The following is a 16,610-nucleotide window of genomic DNA, read 5'->3' on the forward strand; positions in this document are numbered from 1 at the left end:
GCCCACGAGGGCGTAATGCCGTTCAGTTAAGCATGAATAGCACTTGTGGGAGGGAGCTTCAGCTCGCGACGGGTGGTCAGGCCAAGGCACCTGACGGCGCCATTCGCCCGCTAAAGCGGCCTCCCACGATAAACGAGCTAAGCTCAATGGGTGTTGGATACCTTAACTGACTGGCATTACCCAAGAGGGCGCCTGGTGTAACGCGTTGGCCGCTTAATGGCTGTGTTCGTGCTCATGGTCGTGATCGTGGCCATGATCATGCGTGTGGTCATGCTCGGCGACCGTCTCGCCGTGACCCGGCTGCGCCAGCGCTTCGTGGAGCAGTTCGGCGTTGTGGCGCATCATGCCAAGGTAGGTGCTGGCTTCACCCTTCGATGCCAGGGAGTCCGCGTAGAGCGTGCCGGCAACCCCCACCCCGGTCTCCTCGGCCAGCTGGTCGATCACCGCCTGGTTGGTCATGTTCTCGTGGAACAGCGCCTCTACGCTTTGTTCGTTGATCAAATCGACCAGCTCCGCCATGCCCGCGCCGGTGGGTTCGGCCTCAGTAGAGAGCCCGACCGGCGACAGGAAACGCACGCCGTAGGCGTTGGAGAAGTAGCCGAAGGAGTCGTGGCCGGTGATCACGCTGGTCGAGGGCGGAATGTCGCTGATCAGCTCACGAATTTCGCCGTCGAGCTTAGCCATCTCGTCCAGGTAGCGCTCGGCGTTGGCGCGGTAGTCGTCGGCGTTCTCTTCGTCGGCGTCGATCAAGCCGTCGCGAATGTTGGCGATATAGACGCGCGCCTGCTCCATGTCCTGCCAGGCGTGGGGGTCGAACTCGCCGTGCACGTGGTCGTGAGCGTGGTCATGGCCGTGCTCATGCTCGTGATCGTGGCTGTGTTCATGATCGTGTTCGTGGCTGTGTTCATGATCGTGTTCGTGGCTGTGTTCATGATCGTGTTCGTGTGCATGATCATGGCTGTGGTCATACCCTTGTTCGTGAGCGTGGCCGTGGTCATGACCGTGATCGTGAGGATGGTAGTCGAGCTTGTCGATGCCATCGGTGGCGACGATCAGCTCGCCCTGGTATTCACTCGACTCGAGCAGGCGATCCATCCAGCCTTCGAGCAGTAGCCCGTTGAACACTACCAGGTCGGCCTCCGCCAGTGCGCGGGCGTCGCCGGGGCTCGGTGAGTAGATATGGGTGTCGCTGTCCGGGCCGACCAGCGAGGTCACCTCGACGTGCTCGCCGCCGACGTTCTCCACCATGTCGGCCAGAATCGAGAAGCTGGTGACGACCTGAACCCGGTCGGCGGCCAGCGCCGCGGGAATCGCCAGCAGCGCGGAGACGCCTACCAGTACGGGGGGGAAACGTAACGACATGACTCACTCCTATCCAGGGATCGGCTATGAAGAGCTCTATGGGTGTGTGGACTGCTCGTGAAGCGGCAGGGGTTTACGACGCAGCCGGGCGGCCAGGCTGTGGTAGCGCCCGAACAGCGTCGAAAAGAGGTACGCCGAGCCTGCCAGCAAAATGATGCTGGGGCCGGACGGAATATCCAGGTGGTACGACAGCAAAAGCCCGCCGATGCTTGCGAGCATCGCCAGTACCACGGCAATACCGATCAAACCTTCCAGCCGGCGGCTCCAGAAGCGCGCCGCGGTGGCGGGCAGCATCATCAGGCCCACCGCCATCAGCGTGCCCAGGGTCTGAAAGCCGGCGGTGAGGTTGAGCACCAGAAGTGCCAGAAACACGCTGTGAATCCAGCCGTTGCGCCGGCTCTGCCCGCGTAGAAAAAGCGGGTCCAGGCACTCGACCACCAGCGCGCGGAAGATCAACGCCAGCGTGAGTACGATCAGCGTGCTGATACCGGCGATCAAGAGCAGCGCTGTCGAGTTGACCGCCAGAATCGAGCCGAACAGTACGTGGGTCAGGTCCACGCTGCTACCGCCAAGCGAAATCAGCATCACCCCCGCCGCCAGCGAGGTGATGAAAAAACTCGCCATGGCGGCGTCCTCGCGCTGCCCGCCCATCTTCGACACCGCCCCGGCCATCAGCGCCATCAATAGCCCGCACAACATCCCGCCCAGGCTCATGATCGGCAGCGAAAAACCGGCCAGCAAAAAGCCCAGCGCAATGCCCGGAAGAATGGCGTGGGACATGGCGTCACCGATCAGGCTCATGCCGCGCAGTACCAGAAACACCCCCAGCGGCGGTGCGGCCAGCGAAAGCGCAAGCCCCCCCACCGCCGCGCGGCGCATGAAGCCGTAATCGAACGGGGCGATGAACCAGGCGTTAAGCAGATCCCACATGGCGGCCTCCGAAGATCATGGGCTGGGCGGGCATGTGGGCCGGGTGCTCGAGCGCTTCGGGCATCATCCACTCGCCGTGACCGCCGCTGAGCATCAGCACCTCGTCGGCCAGGCGTTTCAGGTGGTCCATGTCGTGAAGGACCACGATGATGGTCACGCCGCTCTCGGCCATCTGGCGCAGGATCGTCACCAGAATGTCCACCGTCTGGCTGTCGACATTGGCGAACGGCTCGTCGAGCAGCAAAAGCTCGGCCTCCTGCATCAGGGTGCGGCCGATCAGCGCGCGCTGGCGCTGCCCGCCGGAAAGCTCGCCAAGCGGGCGGTGGGCCAGCGCCGAGATACCCAGCCGGCCCATGATGTCGCGCCCCTTGCGGTAGTGGGCTGCGCAGTAGCCCTTGAGCGCGCCGTGGCTTGGCCAGGTGCCGGTCATCACCAGCTCCTCAACGCTCATCGGGAAGGTCAAGTCGAGCGCCAGCTGCTGGGGCAGCCAGGCCCGCCGCTCCTTGGCGACCAGGCACTCCACCCGGCCGGACACCGGGCGCAGCTCGCCCATGATCGATTGGATCAAAGTGCTCTTGCCCGCGCCGTTGGCGCCGATCAGCGCGGTAATCGCACCGGGCAGAAAGTCTCCCTGCAGGCGTTCGAGCACCAGACGCCGGCCTTGGGCCAGGTGAAGGTCGTGCAGGCGCAGGCGGCTCTCGTCGCGGTGACTCATCGTAGCCACCCGCCGGCCCACAGCACCAGCGCCCAAAGGGCGAGCAGCGGCAACGTGACCAGTAGCAAGCGCTTGGCAGCGGAAAGCGACATCAGCGAAAAGTGGCAAGGCCCCTCGCGATTGTGGCGGTGTGTTGGGTGACTCAAGACGACTCCTTGCGCGTACCGGCTAGGTTATAACATAACAATGATTGTGTAAAAATTGCCGGTCATTCTACTCTCTTCTCCGAGCTTGACAATGCATGTGACGCAACGCCGCGTTCATCGGACAATGTCACAGATCGTGGCGGTGAGGGTGAGCGGGACCGGTCAAACGCCCTAACTGACCGAAATCGACGCGCCCGATCTCGTCGTCGTAGAACACGTCCTGATGGCGGACGTTGCGCACCACGCGCACCCGGTTGGGCTGGCCGCGCTCGTCCAGACCCAGCACCCAAGCGAGATAGCCGTGGGAGAACTCGACCAGGCTGCCGAGCGGGTAGAAGCCGTGGCGCTGCACGTAGCGCGTGACCCAGTGCTGATCAAAACGCGTTGGGCGATGATACAGATAGTGATACGCCTGCACGGCGCTCATCGGCGCCCGGTCACCGCGCGGTCGGGTCATGGCGTCGATTACATCGACCACCGCCGCTAGCCGTGCCACGTTGGAAAGTGTCTCGCCGCTGGCGCCGCGCGGGTAGCCCGAGCCATCCAGGCGCTCGTTGATGTTATCGATAAGATCACGCTCCAGCGCATCAATGGGGTAGCCCGCCTGCGTCAGCGCCGCCATCAGCGTTTCCACGTGCGTTTGCAGCCGCTGGCGCTGGGCGTCGTTCAGCTCGCTTTCCAGCGATGGCAGGGTGTCGTCGATCAACAGCGCCTTGCCCATGTCGTGAATCAACGCCGCGCGCACTGCCACTCGCGTCCTTGGCGCCAGCGTTGGCTCGGCCTGTATCAAATCCGCCAGTTTGCCGGCCACGTTCAGCGAGTGCTGCAGCCAATGGGGCTCGTCGGTCAGGCACGCTAAGCCGTAGAAAAACCCCTGACGCTCCTTGCTTAGCAGCTCCAGCAGCGTATCGACGCCGCGCTCCAGGCGCTCGACCGGAAGCGCCTCACCGTTTTGCAACGCCAGCAAAAACAGGTGCAGTTGACGCGCGACCCGGCGCAGCGGCTCGACGGTTTTGGTAGAGGCCCGGCGTCTGGCGCGAGTTTTCGCTGTGCGCCGCCGCTTATCCTGGACGGCGTAAAGCGCGGTAGGTGAGGCCAGCCGCGAGCCCTCGCCCGAGCGCCAGGCGATTTCGCGCTCGGTGGTCAGCGCGATCTGTAAAAGACGCTGGCGCTGGGCCTTGTCCAGCGACTCGAAGGCGAACCCGATCGCCGCCTCATAAGTGCCGGCGACCGGCGTGACGTGACGAACCGAGGCGCTGGCGCTAAAACGCTCGCCGTTGGGAAAGGTCAGCGTCAGGCGGGGGACCACGACGTTCTGGGTAAGCGGCACGCTCTCGGCCAGCGCCAGCCGCACCAGACACCCGCCGCCGGAAATATCCCAAAGCCTTGATGCGATCGGCGGCTGATCGGCAAAAAGCGCCAGTTCAGCCTCCACCGGCATATCGCCGCGCAGCTTGACCCGCGCGAAGCCGCGCCGGGCTGCGGTCAGCATCCGCTTTGGCAGCGTGGCGTTGATGATCAGCGTTTGCTCTTCGCGACGAGCCTCGATGACCGTGATGCGCTCGAAACGAAGCGGCTGGTCATTCTCCGCCTCGAGCGTAAGGCCGCGCTGCTCCAATCGGTCGGAAGCGAGGCTGCCGGCGTCGGTGATGCGCAGCGAAAGCGCCGCCTCTTCCAGGCCCAACGACACCAAATGCGCCGGGTAGTCGGTAGCCTGCCCCTCCACGCTGACCGTCAGCGCGTGGTGGCGATCATCGAGCCCGGCCAGCACCCGCGCGATCTGGTGCTGGTCCTGCACGGTCAGCTGGCCGGCGGCCGGTTCTTCGGTCGTCGTCTCCATGACGTTCCCTGTCCCTTGTTCTGCTCTTTCTCTGTTTTTATCTTTTTCGCCGCGCTAGTAGCGCCATGTCGCGCCCAGCTGGTTTGGCGCCAGCGTGATGGCGTACTCGCCCTCGAGCGTCACCGGCCCCAGCGACACCCGCGCCGGCTGAAAGCGGTTGATCGCCGATGACGCCTGATTCGGCTGGGTCCAGATTTGTAGCTCGTTGACCAGCATGCCCGAGGCGAAGTTGAGCGCCGCGTCGTCGCCTCGGCCATCGGCGGCGATCACCCCGGCGGCCAGCCCATTGACCACGAGCGAGCCCACCCGCGCGCTCCATCCCCGGCGCTCACGCTCCGCCTGGGCAAGCTCGAGTCCCAGCGCCTGCACACCGCTGAACTCTCCATTGGCTTTCAAGCGCTCGTAGCGTTCCAGCGCCGCCGGATGCGGCTGGCGGTCGGTCAGCATGCCGCCCAGCGCCAGCGCGGACTTCACCGCGCCCACCCGCGCATCGAACCGGTCGTCGGCATCGCTCGCCTCGCTCGACTGATACGCGTTCACCGCCAGACTCGTGGCGTAGATCCCCGTCCACCCCCACTGCCACAGATTCGCCTGGCGCGCCCCGTTTTCGAACACGTCGTCGTACTGCGCCCAATCACCGGAAGACTGCGCAAAAGCAGGAAGAGTAAACGCGCACGCAAACGCGCCGAGCCAGAGACGTAGCCGCATGATCGAAAGCCTGTAAGGAGAAAAGTCACGCTAAGCGTAGCACGGCCCTTGGTCATCGGCCGTTAATTCGTATGGCCCATGCTTAAGTATGACGAGGATGCTTGGCGTTCAAGCGCCGATGGTGATTAGATGGTGAAAAATACTTAGAGGTGCCTATGGATGACGTTTCGCCGAACGATCTAAAAACCATCCTGCACTCGAAGCGGGCGAACCTTTATTACCTTCAGCACTGTCGGGTACTGGTCAACGGTGGCCGCGTCGAATACGTCACCGATGAAGGCAAACGCTCGAAGTACTGGAATATCCCGATTGCCAACACCACATCGCTTCTGCTGGGCACCGGCACCTCGATCACCCAGGCCGCCATGCGCGAGCTCGCCAAGGCGGGCGTGCTGGTCGGCTTCTGCGGGGGCGGCGGCACGCCGCTGTTTTCGGCCAACGAGGTGGACGTCGACGTGGCCTGGCTCACCCCGCAAAGCGAGTACCGGCCCACCGAGTACCTGCAGTACTGGGTGCGCTTCTGGTTTGACGATGCCAAACGCCTCGACGCCGCCCGCGCGTTCCAGCAGGCACGCCTTGCGCGTATCGAGGCGCTCTGGAGCAGCCGGGCGATGCGTGACGCGGGATTCGACATCGACGAAGCGCGGCTCAAAGGCGCACTCGCCCACCATCATCAGGCCATCGACCACGCGCCCAGCACCGTCGATCTGCTGACGCTGGAGGCGCGGCTTACCAAAACACTGTTCAAGCTGGCCGTGGAGGCCACCGGCTACGGCGAGTTCACCCGTGCCAAGCGTGGTACCGGCGCTGACCCCGCCAACCGTTTTCTCGATCACGGCAACTACCTGGCCTATGGCCTTGGGGCCACCGCCACTTGGGTGCTGGGCATTCCGCATGGCCTGGCCGTACTGCACGGCAAGACCCGCCGGGGCGGGCTGGTGTTCGACGTGGCGGATCTGGTCAAGGATGCCGTCATCCTGCCCCAGGCGTTCATCTCCGCCATGCGTGGCGACGAGGAGCAGGAGTTCCGCCAGGCGTGTATCGAGCGCCTGACCCGCACCGAATCTCTCGACTTCATGATCGACACGCTCAAGAACGTGGCCCAGGCGTTGGGGCAAGAAAAGGGGAGCAGTGCGCCATGAACGTGCTGTTGATCTCCCAATGCAACAAGAAGGCGCTGAAGGAAACCCGGCGCATTCTCGACCAGTTCGCCGAGCGGCGCGGAGATCGCACCTGGCAGACGCCGATTACCCAGGCCGGGCTCGAGACGCTGAGAAAGCTTCTGCGCAAGAGCGCCCGCAAGAACACCGCCGTGGCCTGCCACTGGATTCGCGGCCACGACCACAGCGAGCTTTTGTGGGTGGTGGGGGATGCCGCGCAGTTCAACATGAAAGGCGCCACGCCCACTAACACCACAAGGCGCAATATTCTGCGCCGCGAGGACGAAAACGACTGGCATAGCGGGCGGCTGATTCATCTGCTCGCCTCCCTGGCCGCGCTCTTTCACGACTTGGGCAAGGCGAGCGAGGCCTTCCAGTGGCGCCTGAAGGGCAAGCTCGAAGGACGCAATCGCTACCGCCATGAATGGGTATCGCTACGCCTGCTCGAAGCCTTTGTGGATAAGGGCGACGACGCTGCCTGGCTGGGCCGGCTCGAAAAGCTCGACGAGCATGAGGCGAACGGCTGGCTTGACCGGCTCACGCGCGATGGCCTGGAGGATTCGGCACGTCCGCGGCCCTTTGATCACCTGCCACCGCTGGCGGCGGCCATCGGCTGGTTGGTCATCAGCCACCACCGCCTGCCCGCCTTGCCTGCGTTCGATGAAAATAGCGGCGCCCAGAAATGGCTGGGAGCGAGTGCGCATCTCAACGCTGATACGCTTCCCGAATTGCCCGGGGAGATCACTGCCGCCTGGAACGAGCGCGTCGAGGCGGCGGATGCGAACGATATCGCCCCTTACTGGCACTTTCCTCATGGCTTGCCCAGCGGTGAAAAGCCGTGGCGCGAACGGGCAACGCGCCTGGCGCGCCAGCTCAGGGACGTGCGTATCGACCGACCGCCTATCGAATCCCCCTACGTAATGCATCTGGCGCGGCTGTCGCTAATGCTGGCGGATCACCACTACTCCAGCCTGATCGACGCCGGGCGGTTGAAAGGGCCGTGGAGCGAGACGCTCTACGCCAATACCACCACGGTCGATGGCAAACGCCAAATGAGCCAGCCGCTGATCGAGCATCTGGTGGGCGTGGCCCGCGCCACCGGCGAGATCACCCACCGCCTGCCGGACATGCTCGGCGCGATGAGCGGTATCACCCACCACAAGGGCTTCAAGGCGCGCAGCAAGCACCCGCGGTTTCGCTGGCAGGATAAGGCGTTCGATCTGGCCGTGGGTCTGCGCGAGAAAAGCCGCGCCCAGGGCTTTTTCGGCGTCAACATGGCCTCCACCGGCTGCGGCAAGACCATTGCCAACGGGCGCATCTGCTACGGGCTGAGCGAGCCGGAAAAGGGCGCCCGCTTCTCGATTGCGCTGGGCCTGCGCACCCTGACGCTGCAGACCGGCCAGGCCTACCGCGAGCGGCTGGGCCTTGGCAGCGACGACCTGGCCGTGCGCGTGGGCGGCGCGGCCAGCCGCGAACTATTCGAGCATCAGCAGGCCCGGGGCGGTTCGGACTCGCGCGCCGAGCTTCTCGACGAGCAGAGCCACGTCCACTTCGAAGGCAGCCTCGAGAACCATCCGGTGCTGGCCCGAGTCATCACCGACCCGCGCGCCCGCGCCCTGATCGGCGCGCCGATTCTGGTTTCCACCATCGACCACCTGATGCCCGCCACCGAGAGCCTGCGTGGCGGCCATCAGATCGCGCCCATGCTGCGCCTGATGAGCAGCGACTTGGTGCTCGACGAGCCGGACGACTTCGATATTGACGATCTGCCCGCGCTCACCCGGCTGGTGCATTGGGCGGGCCTGCTGGGCTCCCGGGTGCTGCTGTCGTCTGCCACGCTGCCGCCCGCGCTGGTCCGCGGGCTTTATGACGCCTACCGGGAGGGCCGCGCCGAGTACCAGCGCCACCGGGGCGCGCCCGGCGCGCCCATCGAGCCGGTGTGCGCCTGGTTTGACGAGCACGGCTGCACCCACGCGACCTGCGTCGACGGTGAGCGCTTCGACGCCGCGCACGCGGCCTTCGCCCAAAAGCGTGCGGTCAGACTCGCCACCCTCGAACCGCTACGGCGCGGCTATACCGTGCCGTTCACCGCGCCTTCGTCGCTGGAAGCGATCAGCGAAGCGCTGGCGCAGACGATCCTCGAGCAGGCACGGGCGCTTCACGGCGCGCATCACACCAAAGACCCGCAAAGCGACAGGCGCGTGAGTTTCGGGCTGGTGCGCATGGCCAATATCGCGCCGCTGGTGGCCGTGGCGCAGGCGCTCTACCGCCTGGAGGTAACCGAAGGCATCCACCTGCATCTGTGTGTCTACCATTCCCAGTTTCCGCTGCTGCTGCGCTCGCGGCTGGAAGCGCGGCTCGACCGGGCGCTGGATCGCCGCGACGAGTTCGCCGTGTTCGACCTGCCGGATATCCGCTCACGCCTGCAAGGAAAAGCGAAGGATCACCTGTTCATCGTGCTCGGCTCGCCGGTGACCGAAGTAGGTCGCGATCACGACTACGACTGGGCAATCGTCGAGCCTTCTTCGATGCGCTCGATCATCCAGCTCGCCGGGCGGGTGCGCCGCCACCGCCAGATGCCGATCAGTGCGCCCAACCTCGCCCTGCTCGACACCAACGTCAAACACCTGGAAGGGCGGCAAGACGCCTTCAGCCACCCCGGTTTCGAAACCGCCCAGTACTGGCCGCTGACGACCCACCGGCTCACCGGGCTGCTGCGTGACGACGAGCTCGACCCCATCGATTCCCGCCCTCGCCTGACCCCTGCCGAACCGCTGGCGCCGACCGACAAGCTGGTCGATCTGGAACACGCTCGGCTGATGTCGTTGATGGTGGAAGGTGCTGAGCCAGTTGCCGCACCGAGGCGGCGCAGACGCCGGGGCGAGCCGCCAAAGCGCGATCTGGGCGCTTATCTTTTCTACCGCCCGGCCACGCTCTCACTTGGCGCCGTTGCCCAGCAGCACGCGCCGTTTCGAGAAGATCACGCAGCCCAGAGCGAGTTCGTGCTGATGCCGGACGAAGCCGAGGAGGATTACCGGTTCTACCGCGTGGAAGGCCACGGCAGGGACGAGCAGCTGGTCGCGGTGGAGCGCGAGCTCGACCGGCTACCCCAGGCGCTTTTTGATCACCCGCGTATCACGCCCTGGAACGAACCCGACTACATCGCCGCACTCATCGAGCAGGCCGAGGCGATGGAGATGAGCCTGGCCCGCTGCGCCCGCCGCTTCGGCCACATCCGACTCAAGACCGACCACGCTCCGTACGGCTGGCATTTCCATCCGGCGCTGGGGTTTGTGAGAAGAAAATAATTAGGGAGGTTTTATGGAAGAAAGAGAGGAAGGCGGTGCCTCATTGAGGAAAAAACTAGAAATCTTTCTTGCCGCAAGACTGGAAAAGCGGCTGGAAACACAGAAAGAGGAGAGCAAGCGTGCCGCTCTGAGAGAGCGCTTTATATTTGATAACTGGTTCGAGTATGCCGCAAGCAAGGTAGAGAAACTGCAAGCCGCTACGCACGTTGCGAAATTCTCACATCCCTCGATAAAAAAAGCTTCCGACATATATTTTGAAATCTCGGAAACCGAGAGAGAAGGCCTAATTGGCACTCACTCCGTCGCTTGGCAATCCTTCCAGCATGACTTATCCACTGGAAATGCCGCTGATCTGGATGGAGATATTAAAGAGTTCTTGCGAATCAGTCATAGTGGCAGAACTGTATTCGATATGATTCTTGTGCAAGATGAAGAGCTGAAAGCAACGGTGAACCCTGATCCAGGCCGCGCCGAATATATACTGAAAGCGCTACTTTCATTAAAAAACACTCGCAATGAAAAACGCTCCCACGTGCTGAGCAAACAGGTTTTCTGGTTGGTACATGAAGACCCTTCATTGGATCAAAACTACCATCTTTTGTCGCCAATGCTTGCCACGTCTTTGGCGCATGCTGTTTTTAAAACCATCAGTGAAAGTCGATTTGGCGCCTCTTCAAAGGAAGGTCGAAATGCCCGTCATGCCGGTAAAGCCTTTGATGGTGAGTATCATGATTATCCTGGTTTGGCGGTGCAGAAGATGGGGGGATCTAACCAACAAAACGTCAGCCAGCTCAACAGTGAGCGTGGTGGGCAGAATTATCTGCTCGCCTCGCTGCCGCCGCACTGGCAGTCTCGTGAGATCTATCCGCCCATGCGCGAGGCATTTCGCACTTTTAAACGTCGCCCGGAGGTCTGGAAAATACTTGATGGATTGAAGCGTTTTCTGGAAACCGACCCCGACCCCAACATGCATACAAGGGATTTGCGCGATGATTACGTCGCGATGCTGGTCGACGAGCTCATGTTGTTTACCTTTGACATGCACTCGCTTGCCCCCGGCTGGAGCGCCGATGAAAAGTGCGAGCTGGTCGTTGAAGAGCAGTTCTGGCTCGACCCCGGGCGCGCTCATCAAGACGCCGACTTCGATAAGGCCCGCCAGCAGTCCAACTGGCATGAGGTCGTTACGGATCGCGCCGCGGGCTGGCTCAACCGTGAGCTGAGTCATAAAAGCCCGCTGAGCATGGGTGATCCAGAGCATGACTATTGGGAAAAGCAGATCGGCAGTGTCCTCAAGGTATTCAGGCGCCAAGTGGACGACTTGCAGGACGCCCTGCGCGACGATGATGACAATTTTTCAGGAGAGCCCGCATGATCGATCATCTCCTGTTGTTGCCCCGGCTGCGCATCCAGAACGCCAACGCCATTTCCAGCCCGATGACCTGGGGCTTTCCCGCCATGAGCGCCTTTGTTGGCGTGCAGCAGGTGCTGGAGCGCCACCTGCCCGACGACATCAAGCTGGTGTTTAGCGAGATTGGCGTGGTGTGCCACCACATCGAGCCTCAGGTCACCGAAGGCGGCTTCATCAAGGCGTTTCATCTCACCCGCAACCCGGTGGATAAAAGCGGCAATACCGCCGCCATCGTCGAAGAGGGGCGCACGCATCTGGAGGTCAGCCTGCTGATCGGGGTCGAATCCGACGGCGAAGCGCTGGGCAGCCCCGAGCGCCGCCGCGAGATCGCCCAACGTCTTTTCGAGCAGGTGCAGGGCATGAGGATCGCCGGCGGCAGCGTCATGCCCTCGCTCGACACACACCGGCGCCACTGGCCTGAACTGATCAGCTTCGATGTCAAGGAAGATAAGCGCGCGAAACAGTGGCAGCGCCTCAAGCGCCGGCTGCTGCCCGGCTTTGCGCTGGTGCTGCGCGAAGACCTGCTTGCCGACCATACCGCCACGCTGGAAGCCCAGGACGCGCACGCCACCGCGCTGGACGCCTGGCTCGATCTCTCCCGGCTCAACCACGCCTGCCATGTCGAGCAGGTAGAGGATGAAAAGAGCGGCACGACCAAGGAGGTCGCCCGCTGGACGCTGCGACGCCCTTATCCCGGCTGGCTGGTGCCGATTCCCGTGGGCTACGGCGCCATCTCGGAGCTCTACCCACCGAGTGAGGTCGCCAACGCCCGCGATCCCGAAGTGCCGTTTCAGTTCGTGGAAAGCCTCTACTCGATCGGCGAGTGGGTCAGCCCACACCGCTTCAATAAACCTGACGACCTGATGTGGTTCGTGGACAACGACCTGGATCGCGGGATTTATCGCCTGCAAAACGACTACGCCAAAACGCAACAAGACTAATTCAAGGGGAAATGACATGGCTAAAAACGATACGCTCAAAACCGCTTCTGTCCTCGCTTTCGAGCGCAAGCTTGATCCATCCGACGCGCTGTTCACCGCCGGCAGCTGGGAGGCGCGCAGCGAAGCAGCGCACTGGCCGCCCGTTCCGGTGCGTGAAAAATCGGTGCGCGGTACCATTTCCAACCGCCTGAAGGCCAAGGATCAGGACCCGCTCAAGCTCGATGCCGCCATCGAAAATCCCAACCTGCAGACCGTCGACGTCGCCGCGCTGCCCCATGACGCCGACACACTCGCCGTGCGCTTCACGCTGCGCGTGCTGTCCGGCGCCGGTACCCCTTCGGCCTGCAACAACGCCGCGTACCAGAAAAAGCTCAAGCAGACAGTCGAGGGTTACGTCAGTGAGCACGGCTTCGATGAGCTGGCCCACCGTTACGCCTGCAACCTCGCCAACGGGCGTTTTCTATGGCGTAACCGTATCGGCGCTGAAATGGTCGAGGTCGTCGTGAGCCAGATGAAAGCGGGGCAGCCGGAAAAAAGCTGGACGTTCGATGCGCTCGCCCAGTCCACGCGCGATTTCACTGGAGACGCGCAGACGAAGGAGCTGGGCGTCGCCATCGCTCAGGCGCTGGCCGGCGAGCAGTACCTGCTGCTGGACGTGGTCGCTTTTGCACGCATCGGCGCCGGGCAGGAAGTCTTTCCCTCCCAGGAGCTGATTCTGGATCGCGCCCGCGGCGACAAGAGCAAGACGCTCTACAGCATCGGCGATGACAAGCAGGCCGCGATCCACTCGCAAAAACTCGGCAACGCCCTGCGTACCATCGACACCTGGTACCCGGCGCCGGAAGACGGCAGCGACCTTGGCCCGATCGCCGTCGAGCCCTACGGCTCGGTGACCACCCAGGGCACGGCCTACCGCCAACCCAAACAGAAGGAAGATTTCTACAACCTGCTAGATCACTGGCTTTTGAAAGACCAGGCGCCAACGGTGGAAAACCAGCACTTCGTGATGGCCACCCTGATTCGCGGCGGCGTCTTCGGCGACGCGGGGTAAGCCATGGATCACTATATCGACCTCCGACTCAGGCCGGACCCGGACTTCGAACCGCCCAAGCTGATGGGCGCGCTCTACAGCAAGCTGCACCGGGCGCTTTTTGATCTACAGGCCAGCGACATCGGCGTGAGCTTTCCGCAGCACAAGGTGGGCGTGAAGGCGCGCAGCCTAGGGGAGCACCTGCGCCTGCACGGCACCCGTGCCCGCCTTGACGAGTTGATGACCTTGAGCTGGCTAACCGGGATGCGCGATCACGTCACCGTCAGTGATGTCATGGCCGTGCCCGGCGAGGCGCAGCAGATCAACGTGGTGCGCAAGCAGTTCAATACCGGAAGCCCCAGCCGAGTGAGGCGTTATGCCAAACGCCACAATGTATCGGAAGCCGAAGCGGAAAAGCTCTATGCCCCCACCCACGAACGGCGGATTACCCTGCCGTTCGCCCAGTTGGGGAGCCGCTCGACGCAAGAACGCTTCTGCCTTTTCATCCACCACAGCAAACCCCAGCCGGAAGCGGTGCACGGCACCTTCAACCACTACGGCCTCAGCCCCAAAGCCACGGTGCCCTGGTTTTGACCCTTTTTTTCCACGAGGAAATCACTGACCTATAATCAATGACTTAGCGGTATTGCCTAGAAAAGGGTAATATCGCCTTTCTTGACCACTGTTCTTTAACAATCAGATGGTTATTATTGAATGGCTCTAGTTCGCTGCCGAGCAGGCAGCTCAGAAATTCAGCATTTTCTGAGTTTCATTTTCAGCCACGTTCGCTGCCGAGCAGGCAGCTCAGAAACGAGCCATGATGCGCCGTTGCGCGATAGGTCTGGTTCGCTGCCGAGCAGGCAGCTCAGAAATGCCCGCACTCGGCGCGCTCGAGATCCAGCGCGTTCGCTGCCGAGCAGGCAGCTCAGAAAGATGAACGTCACCCCCATCTCCGCCGCCAAGCGTTCGCTGCCGAGCAGGCAGCTCAGAAATCGCCGCAGACGGTATACATTCCGTTTCTCTCGTTCGCTGCCGAGCAGGCAGCTCAGAAATTGATCTCGCCGCCTTCCTCGATTCGCCATTCGTTCGCTGCCGAGCAGGCAGCTCAGAAATGGTCGACGATCGAGCCCCACTCGTCGGTGGCGTTCGCTGCCGAGCAGGCAGCTCAGAAATCATCCAGTGGCGCAAAAAGCTTGAGCGCAGCGTTCGCTGCCGAGCAGGCAGCTCAGAAAAGTGAATACTGTCGAGTTCTTCTACATCTGTTGTTCGCTGCCGAGCAGGCAGCTCAGAAAAGATACGTCTAATACGGTACCAAGTCCAAACAGTTCGCTGCCGAGCAGGCAGCTCAGAAAAATAACGTGCATAGGGTATTCTCGCTATCAAGGTTCGCTGCCGAGCAGGCAGCTCAGAAAGTTCAAATCCACGGCTGCCATGATGCGCTTCAGTTCGCTGCCGAGCAGGCAGCTCAGAAAGCCGGCCTGGCCAGGTCGATAACCTGATCATTGTTCGCTGCCGAGCAGGCAGCTCAGAAAGACACTGATGCAATCAAACGTCGAATATATGAGTTCGCTGCCGAGCAGGCAGCTCAGAAAGGGTTCTTGCCGATGTTCTGGGCGCCGCCGGCGTTCGCTGCCGAGCAGGCAGCTCAGAAAATGTAGTCGGTTACTGCGACTGTTACGGCGCCGTTCGCTGCCGAGCAGGCAGCTCAGAAATTCTGTGCGCCTATCTATTCCAGTGCCCAGCTGTTCGCTGCCGAGCAGGCAGCTCAGAAAGTAAAAGCGCTGGCGCATTTTGCCGAACTCGTGTTCGCTGCCGAGCAGGCAGCTCAGAAATAGAGCGCGCCTTGAGCGTGCAGGCCACCCCGTTCGCTGCCGAGCAGGCAGCTCAGAAATCCTCGAAGATGGTTTCTGCCGCCGGGATGCCGTTCGCTGCCGAGCAGGCAGCTCAGAAAATTCATCGAACGGCGGGAACTTGATGCGTACCGTTCGCTGCCGAGCAGGCAGCTCAGAAAAAAGCGTGGTCACTACGCCGATCAACAAGAGCGTTCGCTGCCGAGCAGGCAGCTCAGAAATTCTGCATGCGCCGGATCGGAATTTGGCTATTGTTCGCTGCCGAGCAGGCAGCTCAGAAAAAAAAGCCGACCAGGCTATGCCAAATATAGACGTTCGCTGCCGAGCAGGCAGCTCAGAAATTCTGCTCTTCGGTCAGCCCCAAAGCGCTGCCGTTCGCTGCCGAGCAGGCAGCTCAGAAAACTTGCCGCCGCTGCCAACGAGATGAACAGCAGTTCGCTGCCGAGCAGGCAGCTCAGAAATGAGCGTACCGATGTCATCGTTTCAGGCATCGGTTCGCTGCCGAGCAGGCAGCTCAGAAAAAGCCGCGCTCTGACCTGCTCCTGGTAGGTCAGTTCGCTGCCGAGCAGGCAGCTCAGAAATGGCGATTGAACACGATGTTCGACGTCGTGGCGTTCGCTGCCGAGCAGGCAGCTCAGAAATTATTCAGAACATCTTCGATCGTGGCCTCGGGGTTCGCTGCCGAGCAGGCAGCTCAGAAATACATCACCGACCTCGCCGCCAACCACCAAGGGTTCGCTGCCGAGCAGGCAGCTCAGAAATGCTCGGCCAGCTCAATCAAGCCGGGTTCGACGTTCGCTGCCGAGCAGGCAGCTCAGAAAAGAAACCAGTTGGTGTAATGCCGCATGGGTGTGTTCGCTGCCGAGCAGGCAGCTCAGAAAATCTGCTGCCAGAAGTGGGCATTGTCGTCGGTGTTCGCTGCCGAGCAGGCAGCTCAGAAAATCACCTCTTCGATCCGGTCGATGTAGCCGAAGTTCGCTGCCGAGCAGGCAGCTCAGAAAAGAGGCTCCGGGCCGGCAGGGTGTCGATGATGGTTCGCTGCCGAGCAGGCAGCTCAGAAATGGCGCCCAAACTCACGCAGCAGAGTTTTCAGGTTCGCTGCCGAGCAGGCAGCTCAGAAAATTCAGGTTGATGCCGGCAGTCTATGGGATGGGTTCGCTTCCGAGCAGGCAGCTCAGAAAACTTTCGATAAGGCAGATTCCGGCCATGAAG

12 protein-coding genes and 1 CRISPR repeat array (1 of these 13 only partly in view) are annotated in these 16,610 nt (G+C 62.2%); of the genes, 6 read left to right on the top strand and 6 right to left on the bottom strand.

Annotated features, from left to right (window positions below; genetic code table 11):
- Positions 1 to 213: 213 nt before the first annotated feature.
- From ACGK9R_RS00685 to ACGK9R_RS00710, 6 genes are all read right to left on the bottom strand, one after another.
- Positions 214 to 1,362 carry a metal ABC transporter solute-binding protein, Zn/Mn family gene (locus tag ACGK9R_RS00685; protein ID WP_394577636.1) on the bottom strand — a complete coding sequence of 383 codons (1,149 nt, stop codon included), beginning with the start codon at positions 1,360 to 1,362 and terminating at the stop codon, positions 214 to 216.
- A gap of 36 nt (positions 1,363 to 1,398) precedes the next feature.
- The gene (locus ACGK9R_RS00690; RefSeq protein ID WP_394577637.1) at positions 1,399 to 2,292 is read right to left on the bottom strand and encodes a metal ABC transporter permease; all 894 of its coding nucleotides are present in this window, start codon (positions 2,290 to 2,292) and stop codon (positions 1,399 to 1,401) included.
- Positions 2,276 to 3,007 carry a metal ABC transporter ATP-binding protein gene (locus ACGK9R_RS00695; protein WP_394577638.1) on the bottom strand — a complete coding sequence of 244 codons (732 nt, stop codon included), beginning with the start codon at positions 3,005 to 3,007 and terminating at the stop codon, positions 2,276 to 2,278. The genes ACGK9R_RS00690 and ACGK9R_RS00695 overlap by 17 nt, the downstream gene beginning before the upstream one ends.
- Positions 3,004 to 3,153 carry a hypothetical protein gene (locus ACGK9R_RS00700; protein WP_394577639.1) on the bottom strand — a complete coding sequence of 50 codons (150 nt, stop codon included), beginning with the start codon at positions 3,151 to 3,153 and terminating at the stop codon, positions 3,004 to 3,006. The genes ACGK9R_RS00695 and ACGK9R_RS00700 overlap by 4 nt, the downstream gene beginning before the upstream one ends.
- 127 nt (positions 3,154 to 3,280) lie before the next feature.
- Complete coding sequence (locus ACGK9R_RS00705; protein WP_394577640.1) at positions 3,281 to 4,993, bottom strand: HD domain-containing phosphohydrolase; 1,713 nt, start codon at positions 4,991 to 4,993, stop codon at positions 3,281 to 3,283.
- 54 nt (positions 4,994 to 5,047) lie between these two features.
- The gene (locus tag ACGK9R_RS00710; protein ID WP_394577641.1) at positions 5,048 to 5,701 is read right to left on the bottom strand and encodes a hypothetical protein; all 654 of its coding nucleotides are present in this window, start codon (positions 5,699 to 5,701) and stop codon (positions 5,048 to 5,050) included.
- Between the two features lie 155 nt (positions 5,702 to 5,856).
- On the opposite strand from ACGK9R_RS00710, the gene cas1f reads away from it, so the two are divergent.
- The 6 genes from cas1f to cas6f are packed head-to-tail and all read left to right on the top strand — an operon-like array spanning position 5,857 to position 14,142.
- Positions 5,857 to 6,843: a type I-F CRISPR-associated endonuclease Cas1f gene (gene cas1f, locus ACGK9R_RS00715; RefSeq protein WP_394577642.1), complete on the top strand. Its 987-nt coding sequence runs from the start codon at positions 5,857 to 5,859 to the stop codon at positions 6,841 to 6,843.
- Positions 6,840 to 10,169: a type I-F CRISPR-associated helicase Cas3f gene (gene cas3f / locus ACGK9R_RS00720; RefSeq protein WP_394577643.1), complete on the top strand. Its 3,330-nt coding sequence runs from the start codon at positions 6,840 to 6,842 to the stop codon at positions 10,167 to 10,169. The genes cas1f and cas3f overlap by 4 nt, the downstream gene beginning before the upstream one ends.
- Before the next feature lie 13 nt (positions 10,170 to 10,182).
- Complete coding sequence (gene csy1 / locus ACGK9R_RS00725; RefSeq protein ID WP_394577644.1) at positions 10,183 to 11,541, top strand: type I-F CRISPR-associated protein Csy1; 1,359 nt, start codon at positions 10,183 to 10,185, stop codon at positions 11,539 to 11,541.
- The gene (gene csy2, locus ACGK9R_RS00730; RefSeq protein ID WP_394577645.1) at positions 11,538 to 12,518 is read left to right on the top strand and encodes a type I-F CRISPR-associated protein Csy2; all 981 of its coding nucleotides are present in this window, start codon (positions 11,538 to 11,540) and stop codon (positions 12,516 to 12,518) included. The genes csy1 and csy2 overlap by 4 nt, the downstream gene beginning before the upstream one ends.
- 16 nt (positions 12,519 to 12,534) lie before the next feature.
- On the top strand, positions 12,535 to 13,569 hold the full coding sequence (csy3, locus tag ACGK9R_RS00735) for a type I-F CRISPR-associated protein Csy3 (protein ID WP_394577646.1): 1,035 nt from the start codon (positions 12,535 to 12,537) through the stop codon (positions 13,567 to 13,569).
- 3 nt (positions 13,570 to 13,572) lie between these two features.
- Positions 13,573 to 14,142, top strand: a complete 570-nt coding sequence (cas6f, locus tag ACGK9R_RS00740; protein ID WP_394577647.1) for a type I-F CRISPR-associated endoribonuclease Cas6/Csy4 — start codon at positions 13,573 to 13,575, stop codon at positions 14,140 to 14,142.
- A 129-nt stretch (positions 14,143 to 14,271) separates the two neighbouring features.
- Positions 14,272 to 16,610: direct repeats of the CRISPR family, unit length 28 nt; unit sequence GTTCGCTGCCGAGCAGGCAGCTCAGAAA; it runs 3,690 nt beyond the window's last position.

Source organism: Halomonas sp. HNIBRBA4712, from assembly GCF_043558675.1.
Lineage (GTDB): Bacteria > Pseudomonadota > Gammaproteobacteria > Pseudomonadales > Halomonadaceae > Vreelandella.

Excerpts from the sequence above, each read along its gene's own strand:
- ACGK9R_RS00685 (WP_394577636.1), bottom strand. The coding sequence starts at position 1,362 with ATGTCGTTACGTTTCCCCCCCGTACTGGTAGGCGTCTCCGCGCTGCTG.
- ACGK9R_RS00690 (WP_394577637.1), bottom strand. The coding sequence starts at position 2,292 with ATGTGGGATCTGCTTAACGCCTGGTTCATCGCCCCGTTCGATTACGGC.
- ACGK9R_RS00695 (WP_394577638.1), bottom strand. The coding sequence starts at position 3,007 with ATGAGTCACCGCGACGAGAGCCGCCTGCGCCTGCACGACCTTCACCTG.
- ACGK9R_RS00705 (WP_394577640.1), bottom strand. The coding sequence starts at position 4,993 with ATGGAGACGACGACCGAAGAACCGGCCGCCGGCCAGCTGACCGTGCAG.
- ACGK9R_RS00710 (WP_394577641.1), bottom strand. The coding sequence starts at position 5,701 with ATGCGGCTACGTCTCTGGCTCGGCGCGTTTGCGTGCGCGTTTACTCTT.
- cas1f (WP_394577642.1), top strand. The coding sequence starts at position 5,857 with ATGGATGACGTTTCGCCGAACGATCTAAAAACCATCCTGCACTCGAAG.
- cas3f (WP_394577643.1), top strand. The coding sequence starts at position 6,840 with ATGAACGTGCTGTTGATCTCCCAATGCAACAAGAAGGCGCTGAAGGAA.
- csy1 (WP_394577644.1), top strand. The coding sequence starts at position 10,183 with ATGGAAGAAAGAGAGGAAGGCGGTGCCTCATTGAGGAAAAAACTAGAA.
- csy2 (WP_394577645.1), top strand. The coding sequence starts at position 11,538 with ATGATCGATCATCTCCTGTTGTTGCCCCGGCTGCGCATCCAGAACGCC.
- csy3 (WP_394577646.1), top strand. The coding sequence starts at position 12,535 with ATGGCTAAAAACGATACGCTCAAAACCGCTTCTGTCCTCGCTTTCGAG.
- cas6f (WP_394577647.1), top strand. The coding sequence starts at position 13,573 with ATGGATCACTATATCGACCTCCGACTCAGGCCGGACCCGGACTTCGAA.